Raw genomic sequence first — 19,811 nt, 5'->3', positions numbered from 1 at the left:
TTCTTCTTTGGGAGGCTGAAAGATAAGCACTGGGGCGCGTTAAGAAAAGCGCCTTTACCGGCTATTTACCTTGGGCTTACAACTTTTAACTTCCGCAGCTTAAGCCATGGGCTGTTTCGCTAAACCCCTGAGCTGCAAATGAAAACGGCCTGGTCTAGGCCAGGCCGCAATCATGTACCACGCGTGTTACTGCAAAACGACAGTAATGCGCCGAAACAGTTACTTCAAAACAGCCAGGGCCGCTTCGTAGTTTGGCTCTTGGCCGATTTCAGGGACCAGTTCGCTATGCAACACGATGTTGTTTTCATCCAGCACCACAACGGCACGGGCGGTCAGACCCTGCAGTGGGCCGTCGGCGATAGACACGCCGTAGTCAACAGCGAAGTCGGCGTTGCGGAAGTCCGACAGGCTCAGCACATTGTCCAGGCCTTCAGTGCCGCAGAAACGCTTCTGGGCAAACGGCAGGTCAGAGGAGATGCACAGTACGACCGTGTTACTCACGTCGTTGGCCTGGGCATTGAACTTGCGTACCGAAGTCGCGCAGGTCGGGGTATCGACGCTTGGGAAGATATTCAGCACTTTGCGCTTACCGGCAAAGGTCGCCAGGGTTGCATCTGACAGATCGCCGGCGGTCAGGGTGAAGTCCGCTGCTTCAGAGCCGACTTTCGGCAATTCGCCTTCAACCTGGACGGGGTTGCCTTTAAGGGTGACTTGAGCCATGAACAGAATCCTTATGCTGGTTTTGGTTAAACGAATTCGAGAGGCGGAAGTTAACCACAAAGTAACCTGGCTACCTACCGCCATACATAAATTGTCATGTCAGCCGGTTGTGGTTTAATTGCGCGCTTTTTGCCTACCTTAAAGGAAGTCGTTTCTGATGAAACCGCCCGCCACCAAAGTCCTGGTCATCGGTTATGTCTGGCCGGAACCCCGCTCCTCAGCTGCGGGCGGGCATATGATGCAGATCCTCGAGACCTTTCTTGCACAAGGCTGGGACATTACCTTCAGCAGCCCCGCCGCCCTCGGCGAACACAAGGCCGACCTGCGCGAGCTGGGCATCAGCGAATGCGCCATTGAGCTCAATAACAGCAGCTTCGACGACTTTATCCGCGAATTGGCCCCGGATATCGTGCTGTTCGACCGCTTCATGATGGAGGAGCAATTCGGCTGGCGCGTGGAAAAATGCTGCCCCGACGCCCTGCGCGTGCTGGAAACCTCCGACCTGCAAAGCCTGCGCGACGCCCGCCACCAGCGCCTCAAGGAGCACCTCAAGGCAAACCCGGACAGCGATGACTTCAGCGCGCTGTTTGCGCCCGCCCTGGAAGAAGAATTCCAGCGCATGGCCGACACCGACCTGGCCAAGCGCGAGATCGCGGCGATCTACCGTTGTGATATCAGCCTGATGATCTCCGACGTGGAAATCCGCCTGCTCACCGAGCAATTCAAGGTGCCGGCCGCCCTGCTCCACTGGTGCCCACTGATGATGGCGCCGCCGACCGATACCTTCGCGCCGTTCGAAGACCGTGCGCACTTCCTCAGCATCGGCAACTTCCGTCACGCGCCCAACTGGGATGCGGTGCTGTGGATGAAGAACAGTGTGTGGCCGCTGATTCGCCAGCAATTGCCAGCGGCCCAGTTGCACATTTATGGCGCCTACACCCCGCCCAAAGCCACCGCCCTGCACAACCCGGCCCAGGGTTTCCATGTGATGAACTGGGCCGAAGATGCGCAGCAGGTGATGAGCGCGGCGCGCATTTGCCTGGCGCCGCTACGCTTTGGCGCGGGTATCAAGGGCAAGCTGGCGGATGCGATGCTCTGCGGAACGCCGAATATCACCACACCGATTGGCGCCGAAGCCATGGGCGATGAACAGCCGTGGCCCGGTGCAATCGAACAGAACGCCAAGGCCCTGGCCGCTGCCGCCGTGAGCCTGTACCAAGACAAGGAACGCTGGACCCAGGCCCAGGAACAGGGTCGACACCTGCTCGCACGCCGCTATGACCAGAATGCTCATGGCGCCGCCCTGGTGGATTGCCTTGAACAGTGTCGCCACCACCTCGCCGCCCACCGCCGCAACAACTTCACCGGCAGCATGCTGCGCCATCACGCGCATAAAAGTACGCAATATATGTCGCAGTGGATCGAGGCGAAAAACCGCGCCGTATAAACACCGACGCTGGCGAGGTCGCACGCAAGGGGGCATTATCCTACGCAGCAACCACAATAAAGCGACGGCAGCATGACCCGAGCAACGCGTATCACCGACCCTTCCTACGAGCTGATGGACGACCACAACGGTCTGTCCATCATCTATCGTCAGCACGGTTTCCCCTGCCCGCTGGTGCGCTGGCACTTCCACAAGGAATACGAGCTGCACTTGATCATCGCCAGCTCCGGTAAGGTGTTCATCGGCGACTACATCGGCAACTTCTACCCGGAAAGCCTGTTCCTCACCGGCCCCAACCTGCCCCACAACTGGATCAGCCAGGTGGAGGAGGACGAGGTGGTGCCCAAGCGCGACATGCTGGTGAACTTTACCGATGACTTGCTGGAGAACGGCAGCCAGATCTTCACCGAGCTCAAGACCCTGGCGCCCTTGCTGGAGCGGGCGCAGTACGGCATCGAGTTTCGCTGCAAAAAAACCATCGCCCAGGCCATGACCCTGATGCAACGCATCGAGGACGCCCAAGGCATGGCGCGCCTGGGGCACTTCTTCATTCTGCTGGAAGTGCTCAGTGCCTGTGAGGATTACCAACTGCTGTCCGGCGTGACTACGCCGCAACTGGCCGATGAACACAGCATCGACCGTACCAACCGCGCCGTCGATTACATTTTTGCTCACTACGCACGCGAGCTTTCGCTGGAAGAAGTGGCCGAGTACCTGGGGATGAAACCGACGTATTTTTCCCGAGTATTCAAGCAAGCCACCGGCCGCACCTTTATCGAGTTCGTCAACCGGCTGCGTATCAGCAAGTCCTGCGAATTGCTCGCCGATGGCGACAAAGCCGTGACGGATGTGTGTTTTGAATCGGGCTTTAACAACATCTCCAACTTCAATCGGCGCTTTCAGCAGCTCAAGGGCATGACCCCGTCCCATTACAGGCGGCTGGCGGTGCAGCGATTGACTGAGCAGAACGTGGGCTGACCCTGAACATTCACCGCCCCGCCTATCCACCTTGAGTGTGGGAGCGCCTCAACGCTACCAACCCTTTGTTTCATATCGGTCAGGAACCGCCAAATACCCTAAGCACACGAATTCGTGGCAGGTATCTCCGCATTGTCCGAAGGAACACGCTCATGAGAATTTCAGAATCCATCTCCACGCGCCAATCAATACTCACACCCCAGCCAGACAGCACAGAGATAGAGCGTTCCGATCAGGCCATGCAGGGCAATCACGCGTCAACGGCACCGGATACCCGCCTGCGTTCTCGACGCAGCGCGCCCCGTGTCATCTCGATGCAAACGCCGCGCCTTACAGCGCACGCGCATAACAAAGCAGAGTCGCTGGTCAAGCAAGGTGACCAGGATATAGCCGCACAATTGGCCGCCACGCTGATGAACCGGGTAGCTTCACTTGAGCCAGGCGCAGCCAATACACAGTCCAGCCGCATCGTTTCCGACATCCCCCTTCACTCCACCTTTGGCCTGGCATGGTCGCGCTTGACCCAGGCACTCAATGCCGAGCCTTTTGCAACCTATGCCAAGACCCACCACATCGATACCTCCGAATGCACCTTGGACCTTCGCGCCGGAACGCTTCAGTGCAAAGTTGACGGCAAACTCGTGACGTTCGGCAATAATTTACCGGGCTGGGCACAGGCGTGCGCAGAGGTCATGGCGGTGGCCCGCGAACTGGCCCCCACCCTGGACTTTGTTGTCTACGCCGGCGAGCAGGCTACCCGATACGAATTGGTCCAAGCCTTTTATAGCGCCAGCTACACAAACACCAAGACCGGCACCCTCGACTTCATCCGTTTTATTCAACGTAACTTCTCATTTCCCTCCCTGCACAACGGTTACCCTGATCAGGTTGAAATCAAGCCTGAGTACGCGGATGTAAAACAACGACAAGTGGAAGCGATCCAAACCCTTGCCGACAGGCTCGTCGACGATCCTGAAGCGTTTTCGCCGCAAAAACCCGACGCCAGGGCAAGCCAATTGGATGAAGCTGACCGGCAGCTGGCGCAAACAGCTGGCAGGTTCCTATGGGAAAAAAATCAGCCTGCACTGGGCCGGGTCAATTTCAACCGCAATGGCGTGATACCTCCTGAAGCATCCACTCTGGGTCACGTACTCAATGCCCTGGATGACGCCCTTGCAGCGCCTGCCTTCCTGAACTTTGCAGCGCAGAAGAACATTATTCTGGAAAGCATCCACATTGCGCCTCAAACCGGCGACTTGTTATGCAAGGTAGAGGACGCCGACGGTGGCGTGACCCAGAGCGCATTCAAGATTGACGATGAATCGGGCTGGTCTGCCGTCGCTGGCGAGATCGTGAGCTTGGCCAAGCGTCTCGCAGCCGGATCGACCACGGCAGTGCGTAACCCCTTAAAACGCCGCGTCATCTATCCAGTCGACTTTATCTTGAATTTTTATGCACAAAACCAGGATGTCGGCGAGCTGAAACAGAAGCTGGAAATATGCTCTGGGTTAATAAAGGAAGGCTTCGCTGCCGCCAGAAAAATCCAACCCCCCACCGATGAACGCGCGCGCGCTTTTCAGGCGCTGCGCCGCGCTGTCACCGAGGGTCTAGAACTATCAAACGTCCAGGTGCAAGCAACGCAGGCCGAGCCGGACGTATCACTGGCGCGCACTGAAACACCCGCTGATACCGTGGCGCGTGCCGACGGCGAACTCGCTGTAGCGCTGCACAAGGCCATGCTCGAACTGAAAACCGATGCGAGCAATGCCGCGTCAACAACCATCGAAGCGATCCCGCCCAACAGTCTGTTCGGCCGATGGCAGACATTCCTGAGCGAAGCCCTCAAAAGCCGTGGTTTCACCCAGTGGGCCGAACAGCAGAATATCGACCCGGCTTCCCTGCGCTTTGACCCCACGGACAAAGCGCTGGTCGGCAAGGTCAATGGCGTTGACCAACGTTTTACCAATGCCGAAGTTGAAAAAAACCATCCCGAATACTTCGACGCGCTTAAGCCGGTGCTGACCGCCGCCGAAATAGTTGCCGCACACGGGCAGCCGATCACGCTGTCGGATGCCGACAACGGCAGCGCGCCTTTTGAGTGGATCGCCCGCTTCTATGGGATAAGCACCGACTGCAGCAGCGCGCAGTTCGGCGCTGATACTGAATTGATAGGCCGCACAAAGCGCTTCCCGACAGAACCTGAAAAAACCGCGAAAATCCTGAACTGGCTGAACCGGCAAATAACAGCGCTGGGGAACAGTAATGACCGCTATGCGTTAATCGACCAGTTGAAAAACGGCAATATCGATAACGACGAGGACACCCGCTTCAGGGTCGATCCGCACTCATCCCACCAACCCAAAGGCGTCACGACCGTCCAACAGTTCCTGGCGGATCAAGGTTGGTACCCAGCAACAACGAGTGCTCAGACAGATAACTTATTGCTGGCCTTGCAGACCGCCGTTCCACAGTCCCCTGCCCTGGGCAATCGCTGGGGGTTTCTGTCCACGGCTATACCGCTGAGCACCGAACAACGCAGCACCGTCACCGAGAGTGTGAAAAAATCCATTGGCGCCCATGACAACCTCCTCAGCTACCTCAGCGCCGGCCTCAACAACCTGAGTGCCGATCCCGAGCAAGCCTTGGATCAACTGCTGTCCAGCGACAACGCTCTGGCGCTCGCCACACACCTGCAAACCGAGCTCAAAGGTGCCGCCACCGAGACGAGCCTCAAGCAGTGGCTATTGACCGCGCTGGTGCTGGAAGTCGATCCAATGGCCGGCACCCAGCGCAACGTCGTGGCCCGTTTCGATGTCATGCAACCGGATAACTGGGGGCATGGCAGCGAACACATTATTCAGCGTTTCAACCACCACCTGACCGATAGCCAAAAGGTGCCGGCCAACCTCGCTCCAGTCGTCTCGCACCTGATGCTGTCGGGCCTGGCGCCGCACCTGATCGTGAAGGAGCAGCCGCAAACGCTGACCTTAGGTTGCCCCGAGTGGGTCAGCTTTACCACCGCAGTGAACCGCATCGAACAGATCGCCCCTGGCGCCAGCGCGAACATGACCTACCAGCAGGTCATGGGTTTTCACAGGATCGCTCCCCTTTCAGCCGCCGAAGCCCGGTCGCAGGCCATCGCACAGATGAACCCGGTGATTGATTGGGCAATCATCAATAACTGTCTCGTCAAAAGCGACAAGGACGAATACACCCTTGAACAGCTGAACAGCAGCCAGGAAAAACTCCAGAAACACGTCAAGGACATGGCTGAAGCCAGGCGTTATCTCAGCCAATTCCCTCCACCGAACAGGCGGGCCATGGCCCTTGAGGCGCTCAAGGAAAAATTCGGCGACGCCATCGATTATCAGAGCAGGGATGTATTGGAAATGATCGGTGGGGTCTTTTCCAATATTCGCGCAAGTATTGTCGAGATTTATGAGGCGGGTCGCCTGGGTGGCAACTGGCATTCGGAACGGGCGACGTCGGATGTCGACCACCTGCGCGCCCAGGCCGCGCAGTTACCGGATATCAACCAGACATTCGACGCGGCGATTGAAGAAGACTTTACGCTGCGCAGGAAACACACCCTCACGCTCTTCAAAGACATGTTGAGCAAGCTGCCTTTGGAGGAGCGCAATAGCCTCAACTATGGTGCCGTGGAGTTTCTGCGCGTCGAGGGCGCCGGCAGCGGCATGGTGATGACGTCCCGTTACAAGGGCGTACGCAGGGACTTCGCGGTCTACCCGGCGACCGGGCAGGTGGTGAGGATCCCCGACATTGCCCCCTCGACGTCGCTGGGCCAAAAAGTCACGCTTGCGATCGATGCTCAAGCCTTCACCCATGGCAGCCCGCCGAAACAGGGCGTCACGTCCGAAGTGGTGTTAAGGACAAGTGAACAGTTCAGCCTGGTAGATGCCCACGACGGCGACAAACGCCCGCTGCTGGTACAAGAGGAATTCCGCGAGCGCAGCGGCTCCGAGGTGTCTCCCACCTACGACAGCGAAAGACTGGACCGCCTGGCAAAGGTGCTGGTAGACACCGTCTACCTGCGCAAGCGTGAGTTTGTCGGCCTCCATCGTGGGTCAGGCAACGCGGTCGAAAACGGACTGGAACCCGGCGACTACTTCCAAAAGGTGCTGCGCGTACTGCCAGGCGGCTCCAGCCTGCTGGACGTTTACCACGGTGAATACCTGCAAGCGGCACAAGACCTTGCGGTTGATATTGCCATCTATGCCACCACCGAGGGCCTTGGCAAAGTCTGGAACCTGGCGAAATCAGGCGCGGCCTGGGCGGCCGCCAAGGTGTCGAGCAGGTTCATCGAGAAACGGGGGGCCGAAGCCGCCGAAAACATTGCGCTCAGGGAAATCACCGCCAGCAGCACTGCCAACACGCTCAGATCGCTCAGCCGCCTGCAGGGCAGCGAATGGGCTGAACACACAGCCGAGCACTTTATCCCAACGGCCGACATGGCCGATGGCACGCTGGTTCGATCCGGCGCGACCGAAAAGACCACGCTTACGGCTATACGCCAGGATGGCGAGTGGTACGCCTATAACGCCAGGACTATGGCGGCGCAAGGGCCGGCTTTGAAGGGGTTCGTGCCCGAAAGCAACAAACGCAACGTTAACGGCCTGTTTGACCTCTTCTCCCCGGCCAAGGACGACACGGAGCTGGATGCCAGGTACCAAGTCAATCTGATCAAGTCCAAACACGGCGAGCAGGCCGCCTACCAGGCCGGTTACGACACAGTAAACCCGAACACGGTACCGGGTTATCGCCCCGACATGGGCGCGCAAAGAATCAAGCAGCTGATTGCCGACTCCCACTTCAGCGCAGAACAAGTGGGCAGCCTGGTTCGGCAAAGAGAAAGACTGATCATCGGCCAGGCACGTATCAACACCGAAGTGTTCAAGCGGGAGGTAGAAGCAGCCGGTGGCAGCGTCCGAGGAATGCCGCAAAGCTTCTACCTGAGCCTCACGCAAGTGGACGCCGAAGGTGAGTGCGCCGCGCTCTCCAATGCCATGGCCCTGGCCCTGTCGGAGGGCACCGAAAATACGTTGATCGATAATCTGGCGCTGGCCATGGCGAACCCTGAGTCCGTCGCGGGCTCCAGGTTCATGAACGAGCTCTCGTCGCTGCAAGCCCGGGTGGGTGAACAGAGCACTTTTCACGGTGCCGGATTTGACGCGCCCACGCCCTACAAAAACATCATTACGCAGTTGAGTAACCCTACCGCCTCCAAAACGCTGATGATCAGTTCTGAAAACCATGGAATGGTGGCAGGCGTCAGGGTCGACCCCGTGGATGCCAGCAAAAAGACCTGGTTCCATTACGATCCAAACTACGGGCTGGCAACCTTCACCTCGGAAGACGCGATGAAAGCCGGGCTGGAAAAAGTCTTGAACAGCGGCTCCGTGGGCAAAGCCCTCGACCATTACGGCAATGCACTGACCGGACGCAAATACAGGGTCAGTGTGTTTAACCCGGAGAATATCGCCCAACGCAAGTTTGACATCGACCGCATGCGAGCGTTGTCCCAGCCGTTGCTCATCGAACCGACAACCCTGTACACGCGCCCTTCATACGGCCGAATCACACTGGGAGGCCCGATGGAGACCGTGCGGCCACTTGACGGCGAGATCCAGACGTTTGTCGACACCTACGACGGCAAACCCCGGCTCAATATCATCGGGCACGCCCCTGAGCCGCAAAATCCGGGCGACCCGGTAAAAATCGTCGGTGACAACAACGCAAGCTACTCGGCCGCCGAGGTCAACCAAAAACTGCTTGAGCGGGGCGTGGACATTCGCGATTACCCCAATGTCCGGACCTTGACCTGCTTTTCTGCCAGTGGCGGCGACCGCTCATTCTCAGCCGAACTGCATCGGCTGACAGGCGTACCAGTGAAAGGCTTCGAAGGCCCGGTAACCACGGAATGGCTGGCAGGCACAGACCTCAATGAGCAATATCAACGGCTGTTAAAACGCGCCCGAACAAAACACCCGAAGTTTAAAGAGGACGATATTCAGTGGTTGGCGGAAAATGACCTGAATAAAATCTTTCACAACCAGTTCAGGGTGTTTTCCGTGAGAAAAGACGTGGGCACGGTGATTCAGGCCAATATCGGCACGACTGCACAACCGGTCTACATCACGCTTCCGATTGATTATCGCCCGGTTCGCTTTGGCCCCCATAAGGTCGGCACCTGAGGTTTAACCCCTCGGCACTCGGCCGGGAGTGAGGACGCCAAGCGAGCGGCGTCCTCGCTGTCCTTATGCTGAGTGCAAAAAAGTATCAGTCCCAGTGTTCCCAAGGATTTGTCACGCCCCCATTTCAAGGCTGTAATCAACGCACACTCTTCCTGACTCCCTGTAGGAAGACACAACAACAATAACTGTCCTTCTGTAGCCCCTGGGCGCGGAAATGGAGTGCGCGATGAAGTTCACAGCAAAAACTCTGCTTGCCTGTTCTTGCATGACTGCATGCATGACCCTCAGCGCCGTCAGCCTTGGCGCGCAAACCCTGACCATTGCCACCGTCAACAACAGCGACATGATCCGCATGCAGAAGCTCTCGAAAACCTTCGAGGCCGAGCACCCGGAGATCAAGCTGAACTGGGTAGTGCTCGAAGAAAACGTGCTGCGCCAGCGCCTGACCACCGACATCGCCACCCAGGGCGGACAGTTCGATGTATTGACCATCGGCATGTACGAAGCCGCACTCTGGGGCGCCAAGGGCTGGCTGGAACCGATGAAGGACCTGCCGGCGTCCTACGACCTCGACGATGTATTCCCTTCGGTGCGTGACGGTTTGTCGGTCAAGGGCTCGCTGTACGCCCTGCCGTTCTATGCCGAGAGCTCGATCACCTATTATCGCACTGACCTGTTCAAGGACGCCGGGCTGAGCATGCCCGAGCACCCGACCTGGACCCAGATCGGCGAATTCGCCACCAAACTCACCGACAAATCCAAAGAGCAATACGGCCTGTGCCTGCGCGGCAAAGCCGGTTGGGGTGAGAACATGGCGCTGATCACCACTCTGGCCAACGGCTACGGTGCACGCTGGTTCGATGAGAAATGGCAGCCGCAATTCAACACGCCTGAGTGGAAAGACGCGTTGAACTTCTACGTCGACAACATGAAGAAATCCGGCCCACCGGGTGCCTCCAGCAACGGTTTCAACGAGAACCTGGCGCTGTTCAACAGTGGCAAGTGCGCCATCTGGGTGGACGCCAGCGTGGCCGGCTCGTTCGTCACCGACAAGACCCAAAGCAAAGTGGCGGACCACGTCGGCTTCACCTTTGCCCCCCACGAGAAAACCGACAAAGGCACGTCGTGGCTGTACTCCTGGAGCCTGGCGATCCCGACCAGCTCCAAGGCCAAGGACGCCGCCAAGGTGTTCACCACGTGGGCGACCTCCAAGGAATACAGCCAGTTGGTGGCCAAGACTGACGGCATCGCCAACGTACCGCCGGGCACGCGCAAGTCGACCTACAGCGATGAATACATGAAGGCCGCGCCATTCGCCAAGGTGACCCTGGAATCGCTGAAAGTCGCGGACCCGACCAAGCCTACGCTCAAACCGGTGCCATATATCGGTATCCAGTTGGTGACCATTCCTGAGTTCCAGGCCATTGGTACCCAGGTCGGCAAGTTCTTCTCCGGTGCGCTGACCGGCCAGCAAACGGTCGATCAAGCCTTGACTGCTGCGCAGACCACCACCGAGCGTGAAATGAAGCGGGCCGGTTACCCCAAGTAACCCCCGATCCTGTAGGAGCGAGCTTGCTCGCGAAGGTATTTCGGGCGCATGTCGGCGTCGGATGTACCTTTTTCGCGAGCAAGCTCGCTCCTACAGGGGTTTTGCGCACCTGCCTCTAATCGGTCTTGATCACCATGAATACAACACCCCGAAAAAGCCGCCTGGCCAACCCCGGCTGGTTCCTCGTCACGCCCTCGGTCGCCATGCTGCTGCTCTGGATGATCGTGCCGCTGGGCATGACCCTGTACTTTTCGCTGATCCGCTACAACCTGCTCTACCCTGGCGAAAACCAGTTCGTGGGGCTGGAGAACTTCACCTACTTCATCACCGACTCGGGGTTCCTGCCCGGCGCCACCAACACCCTGTTATTGGTCGGCAGCGTGCTGCTGATCAGCGTGGTGTTCGGCGTATTGATCAGTGCCCTGCTGGAGGCCAGTGAGTTCTTCGGGCGTGGCGTGGTGCGGGTGCTGTTGATTTCGCCGTTCTTCATCATGCCCACCGTCGGTGCGCTGATCTGGAAGAACCTGATTTTCCACCCGGTGTCGGGGATCCTCGCGGCGATCTGGAAGCTGTTCGGCGCCGAGCCGGTGGACTGGCTGGCGCACTACCCGTTGCTGTCGATCATCATCATTGTCTCGTGGCAATGGTTGCCCTTCGCCATCCTGCTGCTGATGACCGCCATGCAGTCCCTCGACCAGGAACAAAAGGAAGCCGCGCGCCTGGACGGTGCCGGCGCCATCGCAATTTTCTGGCACCTGACCCTGCCCCACCTGGCCCGCCCGATTGCCGTGGTGGTGATGATCGAAACGATCTTTCTGCTGTCGGTGTTCGCCGAGATCTTCACCACCACCAACGGTGGGCCGGGCTACGCCTCGACCAACCTCGCCTACCTGATCTACAACCAGGCACTGGTGCAGTTCGACGTGGGCATGGCCTCGGCCGGGGGCTTGATCGCCGTGGTCATCGCCAATATCGCGGCGATCATCCTGGTGCGGATGATCGGCAAAAACCTGACTGACAAGCCTTGAGGGCCGCGCCATGACGCTTCAACAATCCCGTCGCTTGCAGAGCCTGTTGCTCGGCACCCTGGCCTGGGCCATCGCGATCCTGATCTTCTTTCCGATCTTCTGGATGGTGCTGACCAGCTTCAAGACTGAAATCGATGCGTTCGCCACGCCACCGCAGTTCATCTTCACGCCGACGCTGGAGAACTACCTGCACATCAACGAGCGCAGCAACTACTTCAGCTATGCGTGGAACTCGGTGCTCATTTCCTTCAGCGCCACCGCGCTGTGCCTGCTGATCTCGGTGCCGGCCGCCTACTCCATGGCGTTCTACGAAACCCAGCGCACCAAGGGCACGCTGCTGTGGATGCTGTCGACCAAGATGCTGCCGCCGGTGGGCGTGCTGATGCCGATCTACCTGCTGGCCAAGAGCTTTGGCCTGCTGGACACGCGCATTGCGCTGATCATCATCTACACCCTGATCAACCTGCCTATCGTGGTGTGGATGGTGTACACCTACTTCAAGGACATCCCCAAGGACATCCTCGAAGCCGCGCGCCTGGACGGCGCCACCCTCTGGCAGGAGATGGTCCGGGTGCTGCTGCCGATCGCCAAGGGCGGCCTGGCCTCCACCGTGCTGCTGTCGCTGATCCTGTGCTGGAACGAGGCCTTCTGGTCGTTGAACCTGACCTCGTCGCATGCAGCACCGTTGACCGCGCTGATCGCCTCTTACTCCAGCCCCGAAGGCTTGTTCTGGGCCAAATTGTCCGCCGTCTCGACCCTGGCCTGCGCGCCGATCCTGATCTTTGGCTGGATCAGCCAGAAACAGCTGGTGCGCGGTTTGTCCTTCGGTGCCGTGAAGTAACGGTCTCTTATAAAAATTCAGAAGCGGAGGCCCGTCATGGCCAACCTGAAAATCAAGAATCTGCAAAAAGGCTTCGAAGGTTTCTCGATCATCAAAGGTATCGACCTGGAAGTGAACGACAAGGAATTCGTGGTCTTCGTCGGCCCGTCGGGCTGTGGTAAATCCACGCTGCTGCGCCTGATCGCGGGCCTGGAAGAAGTCAGCGAAGGCACCATCGAACTCGATGGCCGCGACATCACCGAAGTGACCCCGGCCAAGCGCGACCTGGCCATGGTGTTCCAGACCTACGCGCTGTACCCGCACATGAGTGTGCGCAAGAACATGTCGTTTGCCCTGGACCTGGCGGGTGTCGACAAGAAGCTGGTGGAAAGCAAAGTCAGCGAAGCGGCGCGCATCCTCGAGCTGGGCCCGCTGCTGGAGCGCAAGCCCAAGCAACTCTCCGGCGGCCAGCGCCAGCGCGTGGCCATCGGCCGGGCGATTGTGCGCAACCCGAAGATCTTCCTGTTCGACGAACCGCTGTCCAACCTCGACGCCGCCCTGCGCGTGCAGATGCGCCTGGAACTGGCGCGCCTGCATAAGGAACTGCAGGCGACCATGATCTACGTGACACACGACCAGGTCGAAGCCATGACCCTGGCCGACAAGGTGGTGGTGCTCAACAGTGGCCGCATCGAACAGGTCGGCTCGCCGCTGGAGTTGTATCACCAGCCGGCCAACCTGTTTGTGGCGGGCTTTCTCGGTACGCCGAAGATGGGCTTCCTCAAGGGCATCGTCACCCGTGTCGAAGGCCAGGGCTGCGACGTGCAATTGGACGCCGGCACACTGATCAGCCTGCCGTTGAGCGGCCCGACCTTGAGCGTGGGCAGCGCCGTGACCCTGGGCATCCGCCCCGAACACCTGGAAATCGCCACGCCCGGCCAGACCGCCCTGACCGTCACCGCCGATGTGGGCGAGCGCCTGGGCAGCGACACGTTCTGCCATGTCATCACCGCCAATGGCGAGCCGTTGACGATGCGTATCCGTGGTGACATGGCCAGCCAGTACGGGGAAACGCTGCACCTGCACCTGGACCCGGCGCACTGCCATCTGTTCGACACCGACGGCGTGGCCGTGACCCGACTACTGCGCGCCGCCGCCTGATTTCGAGAGTATTACCAGATGAAATTGAATAAACAGAACCTCACCCAACTGGCACCCGAAGTGAAACTGCCGGCGTACGCCATCGCAAGCACTTCCCAGGGCATCGCCCATATCGGCGTCGGCGGTTTTCACCGCGCGCACCAGGCGTATTACACCGATGCGCTGATGAACTCAGGTGAGGGCCTGGACTGGAGCATCTGTGGTGTCGGCCTGCGCGCCGAGGACCGCAAGGCCCGTGACGACCTGGCCGGCCAGGACTACCTGTTCACCCTGTACGAACTGGGCGACACCGCCGATACCGAAGTGCGCGTGATCGGCTCGATCAGCGACATGCTGCTGGCCGAGGATGGCGCCCAGGCACTGATCGACAAACTCGCCAGCCCGCAGATTCGTATCGTCTCGCTGACCATCACCGAAGGCGGTTACTGCATCGACGACAGCAACGGCGAGTTCATGGCCCACCTGCCGCAGATCCAGCATGACCTGGCGCACCCAACGGCACCGAAGACCGTGTTCGGTTTTATCTGCGCCGCCCTCACCCAGCGCCGCGCGGCGGGGGTGCCGGCGTTTACCGTGATGTCCTGCGATAACCTGCCGCACAACGGCGCCGTCACCCGCAAGGCCTTGCTGGCGTTTGCCGCCTTGCACAATGCCGAGCTGCATGACTGGATCAAGGCCAACGTCAGCTTCCCGAACGCCATGGTCGACCGCATCACCCCCATGACCAGCACTGCCCACCGCCTGCAGCTGCACGATGAACACGGCATCGACGATGCCTGGCCAGTGGTGTGCGAGCCCTTTGTGCAGTGGGTGCTGGAAGACAACTTCGTCAACGGTCGCCCGGCCTGGGAGAAAGTCGGCGTGCAGTTCACCGACGACGTGACGCCCTATGAAGAAATGAAGATCGGCCTGCTCAACGGCAGTCACCTGGCCCTGACCTACCTGGGGTTTCTCAAGGGCTATCGGTTTGTTCACGAGACCATGAACGACCCGCTGTTCGTGGCCTATATGCGTGCATATATGGACCTGGACGTCACGCCGCACCTGGCGCCGGTGCCAGGGATCGACCTGACTGAGTACAAGCAGACCCTGGTGGAGCGTTTTTCCAACCAGGCGATTGCCGACCAGTTGGAGCGGGTGTGTTCGGACGGGTCGTCGAAGTTTCCCAAGTTCACGGTGCCGACGATCAATCGCCTGATTGCCGACGCACGTGAGACACAACGCGCCGCACTGGTTGTCGCCGCATGGGCGTTGTACCTCAAGGGTGTGGATGAGAACGGCGTGAGTTACAAGATCCCCGATCCGCGTGCCGAGTTCTGCCAGGGCCTGGTAAATGATGACGCCTTGATCAGCAAGCGCCTGTTGGGCGTAGAAGAGATTTTCGGCACGGCTATTCCCAACTCGCCTGAGTTTGTGGCAGCGTTCGAGCGGTGTTTTATAAGCTTGCGCGACAACGGTGTCACCGCAACACTGCAACACCTCCTGAAGAAACCGGCCTGAACATGTAGGAGCGGAGCTTGCCCGCGAACATCATTAACGATAACGCGGGCACTCTGGAAAACGCGGCGTCAGTGAAATTTTCGCGAGCAAGCTCGCTCCTGCGGAGCACACCATCATGACCCAGCAAAACCTGTTTCTCGGCATCGACTGCGGCACCCAAGGCACCAAGGCCATTGTCCTCGACGCGTCGAGCGGCAAGGTCCTGGGCCAGGGCGCCGCCGCGCATACACTGCTCAGCGGCGCTAACGGCCGGCGCGAGCAACACACCCAGGAATGGCTGGACGCCTTTACCGAAGCCACCCACCGCGCCCTGCAACAGGCCGGCGTGGATGGCCAGGATATTCTCGGCATCGGCGTGTCCGGCCAGCAACATGGCCTGGTCCTGCTGGACGAGCAAGGCCGGGTGCTGCGCCCGGCCAAGCTGTGGTGCGACACCGAAACCACGCCGGAAAACGAGCGCCTGTTGCAGCATCTGGGCGGCGAAAGCGGCTCCCTGGAGCGCCTGGGCGTGGCCATTGCGCCGGGCTATACGGTGTCCAAACTGCTCTGGACCCTTGAGCAACACCCCGACATCTTTGCGCAAATCGCCCATATCCTGCTGCCCCACGACTACCTCAACTACTGGCTCACCGGCCGCACCGTCGCCGAATACGGCGACGCTTCGGGCACCGGCTACTTCAATGTGCGCAACCGCCAATGGGATGTGGCGCTGCTGCGGCATATCGATCCGAGCGGTCGCCTGGAAAAAGCGCTGCCGCAACTGATTGAGGCCGATCAGGCGGTCGGCCCCCTGTTGCCCGCCATCGCCGAACGCCTGGGCATCAACCCCAATGCCATCGTCGCCAGCGGCGGCGGCGACAACATGATGGGCGCCATCGGCACCGGTAATATCGCGCCGGGCGTGATCACCATGAGCCTGGGGTCGTCGGGCACCGTGTATGCCTATGCCGACCAACCCAACGTCAGCCCACAGGCGTCGGTGGCGACGTTCTGCTCCTCCAGCGGCGGCTGGCTGCCATTGATCTGCACCATGAACCTGACCAACGCCACCGGCGTGATTCGTGAGCTGTTCGAACTGGACCTTGCAGCGTTCAACACCCTGGTCGAGCAAGCGCCGATTGGCGCGGACGGCGTGAGCATGCTGCCGTTCCTCAACGGCGAACGGGTACCCGCCCTGCCCCATGCCACCGGCAGCCTGCACGGCTTGACCATGACCAACCTGACCCGCGCCAACCTGTGCCGCGCCGTGGTCGAGGGCACCACGTTCGGCCTGCGCTACGGCCTGGACCTGCTGCGCCAGACCGGCCTGCAAAGCCTGCGCATCCGCCTGATCGGTGGCGGCTCGAAAAGCCCGGTGTGGCGGCAGATGGTCGCCGATATCATGAACACCGAAGTGATCTGCACCGAACAAAGCGAAGCCGCCGCCCTGGGCGCGGCGATCCAGGCGGCATGGAGCCAGTCCGGGGAATCCCTGGCCAGCCTGTGCGACAAATGCGTGAGCGTCGACCCGGCCAGCCGTACCCTGCCGGTGGCGGCGAGTGTCAGTGCCTATCAGCAGGCCTATGAGCGCTATCAACAGCTCGTGGCAACCCTTTAAGAGCGAACGACTATGTATCTGGTGTGTGGTGAAGCGCTGTTTGATTTTTTCAGCGAGGAGGATGCCAGCGGGTCTGCGTCCAGGGTCAACTACAAGGCGATTGCCGGCGGCTCGCCGTTCAATGTGGCGGTGGGCTTGCGCCGCCTGGGGATCGACGCCGGGCTGTTCGGCGGTGTGTCCACCGACTTCCTCGGCCGCCGCTTGTTGCAGGTGCTCAAGGATGAAGGCGTCAGCCAGCAATTCCTGGTGGAGTTCGCCGCGCCAACCACCCTGGCCATGGTCGCAGTGGGCGCCAACGGCTCACCGCAATACAGCTTTCGCGGCGAAGGCTGCGCCGACCGGCAACTGCAACTGGCGCACCTGCCCGACCTTGGTGATGAAGTGCGCGGGCTGCATATCGGTTCGTTCTCGCTGGTGGTGCAACCGATCGGCGACACCCTGCTGGCGCTGGTCGAGCGTGAAAGCGGCAAACGCCTGATCAGCCTCGACCCCAACGTGCGCCTCAACCCGCAACCGGATATCGAGCTGTGGCGCAACCGTGTCGCCGAGCTGGTCAAACATGCCGACCTGATCAAGGTCAGCGATGAAGACCTGCACCTGCTCTACCCCGGCCAGTCGCCGCAAAGCGTGCTGCAAGGCTGGCTGCAACACCGCTGCCAACTGGTGTTCCTCACCCGTGGTGGCGACGGTGCCACGGCGTTCAGCCGCCAGCACGGCACGTGGTCCGCACCGGCGGTCAAGGTGGCCATGGCTGACACGGTAGGTGCCGGCGATACCTTCCAGGCGGCGTTGATTGCCTGGCTGACCGAGCACCACCTGGATTCGGTGGAGGGCCTGCAACGGCTCAGCCGCGAACAGATCGATGCCATGCTCGGCTTCGCCATTCGTGCCGCCGCCCTGACCTGCACCAAGACCGGCCCGGACTTGCCGTATCGGCAACAACTATGACGCACAGGTGATCAAAAGCTGCAGCGTGCACACGAATTGACGGGAATAAGGCGAGAATAGACAGCACTGGGCCTGGTATGTACCAGGCCCACAGAGGGGGTCCCACTCGCGGTCACTCTAATAGTAAGCGCGCCCTGCGACTTTTTGCAGCGCAGGTCCATGGGATTGCTTGAGGTCCTCACGTAAACCGGTGATCAGGTTGCAAAGGGCTCGACTGCTGTCGAGTTTGTCAGCGTTTATCCCTTTGACTTCCAGATCCACCCGGTCACGGTCGCGGTCGTCATAGACTTTGATCGTCAGCGAAGCATCTTCAGCTTTGGTGCATTCGCACCGTTTAGGCAGGAAACTACTTTCAATAATGCTGCGTAGCTCTAATTCCGAAAGCATGGTCAACTTCTCCTTTTTGGACTGCCAACAGATTGTTATGGTCATGCAAGCGCTTGCCAGCCTTGGAAGGCGCCTTCAAACACCAAGCCTACTCGGCAAAATCCGCTCGCGTTGTAACCTTTCTTCATAAGCACTGCTGTGTCTTATAAAGATGAAAGTTGAACTTACGGGCCCGTTTAAATAATCGCCGAACATCTTCGATTAAACGTTTAACCCGGCAGTTTGCATTAAACAGCGAGGTGGGCCGCCACTCTTTCAGCAACATATCGCAAACTATCAAAATTGATATTCGCACCGGAGTTGACCGCCACCAGCGTCCGGCCTTGCACACCGGTGTCCGCCACATATTTGCGAATGCCCGCCACGGCCAAGGCGCCGGAAGGTTCGGTGATGGAGCGCGTGTCGTCGTAGATCAACTTGATGGCCCTGCACAGTTCGTCGTTGCTCACGGTGATGACCTCATCCACCCAGTCCCGGCAGACCTCAAAGCCGTAGGCGCCGATCTGCGCGACCGCCGTGCCATCGGCGAAGCCGTCGACGCTGGGCAGCACCACTCGTTCGCCGGCGCGCAGGGCGGCCAGCAGGCAACTGGAGCCTGCGGGTTCGACGCCGATGATGCGCACCTCGGGGCGCAGGTATTTGACGTAGGCCGCGATCCCGGCGATCAGCCCGCCGCCACCCACCGGCACGAAGATCGCGTCCAGCGCACCCTGCTGTTGGCGCAGGATTTCCATGGCCACGGTGCCCTGGCCGGCGATCACATCGGGGTCATCGAAGGGTGACACGAAGGTGCAGCCAGCAGTGTCGGCCAGTTGCAGCGCATGGGCCAGGGCCGACGGAAAACTCTCACCGTGCAGCACCGCTTGCGCCCCTCGCGTGCGCACACCCAGCACCTTCAACTCCGGTGTCGTGCGGGGCATGACGATCTGCGCCTCGATCCCCAGTTCCCGCGCCGCCAACGCCACGCCTTGGGCGTGATTGCCCGCCGAAGCGGTCACCACGCCTCGCGCCCTTTGCGCCTCAGTGAGCTGCACCAGTTTGTTGTACGCGCCACGGATCTTGAAGGAGAACGTCGGTTGCAGGTCTTCCCGCTTGAGCAGCACGGTATTGCCGAGCACGGCCGACAGCGCCGGTGCCACCTGCAGCGGCGTGCGCACGGCCAGGTCGTACACCGGCGCGGCGAGGATCTTCTTCACGTAATGCTCAAGCAGTGCCGTATCGCGGGCTGGGGGCGCTGTGCAGGTGCTCATCGATGTCTCCTGGCGTTTTGTAAAGGGCCCTGGAGACGGAAAAACAAAACCCGCCTCTAGGGCGGGTTTGGGTACAGCCAAGCGCTATCCCGCCAAATGAGGAATGGCGGTAATAATGCTTTGCTGGCTGTGGAAGGCTTGAAATGTCATGTCACGAAATTAACCGGCGCCCGCCGGGCAAGTCAATGGCCACGGGCCATTTAGCCGCTGGGGG

The 19,811-nt window shown here is 59.9% G+C and carries 13 protein-coding genes; 10 read left to right on the top strand and 3 right to left on the bottom strand.

Annotated elements, in window-relative coordinates; all coding sequences use genetic code 11:
* Positions 1–219: 219 nt before the first annotated feature.
* Positions 220–720 (bottom strand): thiol peroxidase, encoded by a 501-nt coding sequence (gene tpx / locus AB4O05_RS17150; RefSeq protein WP_460136450.1) that lies wholly within the window; start codon positions 718–720, stop codon positions 220–222.
* 157 nt (positions 721–877) lie between these two features.
* Here tpx and AB4O05_RS17145 point away from each other — a divergent pair, with 157 nt between their 5' ends.
* From AB4O05_RS17145 to AB4O05_RS17100, 10 genes are all read left to right on the top strand, one after another.
* Positions 878–2,167 carry a glycosyltransferase gene (locus AB4O05_RS17145; RefSeq protein ID WP_460136452.1) on the top strand — a complete coding sequence of 430 codons (1,290 nt, stop codon included), beginning with the start codon at positions 878–880 and terminating at the stop codon, positions 2,165–2,167.
* 72 nt (positions 2,168–2,239) lie between these two features.
* Complete coding sequence (locus AB4O05_RS17140) at positions 2,240–3,145, top strand: helix-turn-helix domain-containing protein (protein WP_460136454.1); 906 nt, start codon at positions 2,240–2,242, stop codon at positions 3,143–3,145.
* A gap of 152 nt (positions 3,146–3,297) precedes the next feature.
* Positions 3,298–9,357, top strand: coding sequence for a hypothetical protein (locus AB4O05_RS17135; protein ID WP_460136456.1), 6,060 nt, complete (start codon positions 3,298–3,300; stop codon positions 9,355–9,357).
* Positions 9,358–9,583: 226 nt separating this feature from the next.
* Entirely contained in the window at positions 9,584–10,906 is a 1,323-nt protein-coding gene (locus tag AB4O05_RS17130; RefSeq protein WP_460136457.1) for an ABC transporter substrate-binding protein, read from the top strand.
* Between the two features lie 134 nt (positions 10,907–11,040).
* Positions 11,041–11,934 carry a carbohydrate ABC transporter permease gene (locus tag AB4O05_RS17125; RefSeq protein ID WP_460136458.1) on the top strand — a complete coding sequence of 298 codons (894 nt, stop codon included), beginning with the start codon at positions 11,041–11,043 and terminating at the stop codon, positions 11,932–11,934.
* 10 nt (positions 11,935–11,944) lie between these two features.
* Positions 11,945–12,775 (top strand): carbohydrate ABC transporter permease, encoded by an 831-nt coding sequence (locus tag AB4O05_RS17120; RefSeq protein ID WP_460136459.1) that lies wholly within the window; start codon positions 11,945–11,947, stop codon positions 12,773–12,775.
* Positions 12,776–12,811: 36 nt separating this feature from the next.
* Positions 12,812–13,915 (top strand): ABC transporter ATP-binding protein, encoded by a 1,104-nt coding sequence (locus AB4O05_RS17115; protein WP_460136460.1) that lies wholly within the window; start codon positions 12,812–12,814, stop codon positions 13,913–13,915.
* Positions 13,916–13,933: 18 nt separating this feature from the next.
* Positions 13,934–15,415: a mannitol dehydrogenase family protein gene (locus tag AB4O05_RS17110; protein ID WP_460136461.1), complete on the top strand. Its 1,482-nt coding sequence runs from the start codon at positions 13,934–13,936 to the stop codon at positions 15,413–15,415.
* Between the two features lie 115 nt (positions 15,416–15,530).
* Positions 15,531–17,012 (top strand): xylulokinase, encoded by a 1,482-nt coding sequence (gene xylB, locus AB4O05_RS17105; RefSeq protein ID WP_460136462.1) that lies wholly within the window; start codon positions 15,531–15,533, stop codon positions 17,010–17,012.
* A 12-nt stretch (positions 17,013–17,024) separates the two neighbouring features.
* Positions 17,025–17,960 carry a carbohydrate kinase family protein gene (locus AB4O05_RS17100; protein WP_460136463.1) on the top strand — a complete coding sequence of 312 codons (936 nt, stop codon included), beginning with the start codon at positions 17,025–17,027 and terminating at the stop codon, positions 17,958–17,960.
* A gap of 117 nt (positions 17,961–18,077) precedes the next feature.
* On the opposite strand, the gene AB4O05_RS17095 is transcribed toward AB4O05_RS17100, so the two are convergent.
* Together AB4O05_RS17095 and ilvA are read right to left on the bottom strand one after the other, a co-directional pair.
* Complete coding sequence (locus AB4O05_RS17095) at positions 18,078–18,347, bottom strand: DUF1652 domain-containing protein (RefSeq protein ID WP_460136464.1); 270 nt, start codon at positions 18,345–18,347, stop codon at positions 18,078–18,080.
* Positions 18,348–18,574: 227 nt separating this feature from the next.
* Entirely contained in the window at positions 18,575–19,597 is a 1,023-nt protein-coding gene (gene ilvA, locus AB4O05_RS17090; protein WP_460136465.1) for a threonine ammonia-lyase, biosynthetic, read from the bottom strand.
* Positions 19,598–19,811 lie beyond the last annotated feature (214 nt).

It is taken from the genome of Pseudomonas sp. S1_G07, assembly GCF_054668565.1.
Note: the sequence above shows the minus strand (reverse complement) of the source record. Positions and strands in the feature narration are given on the sequence as shown.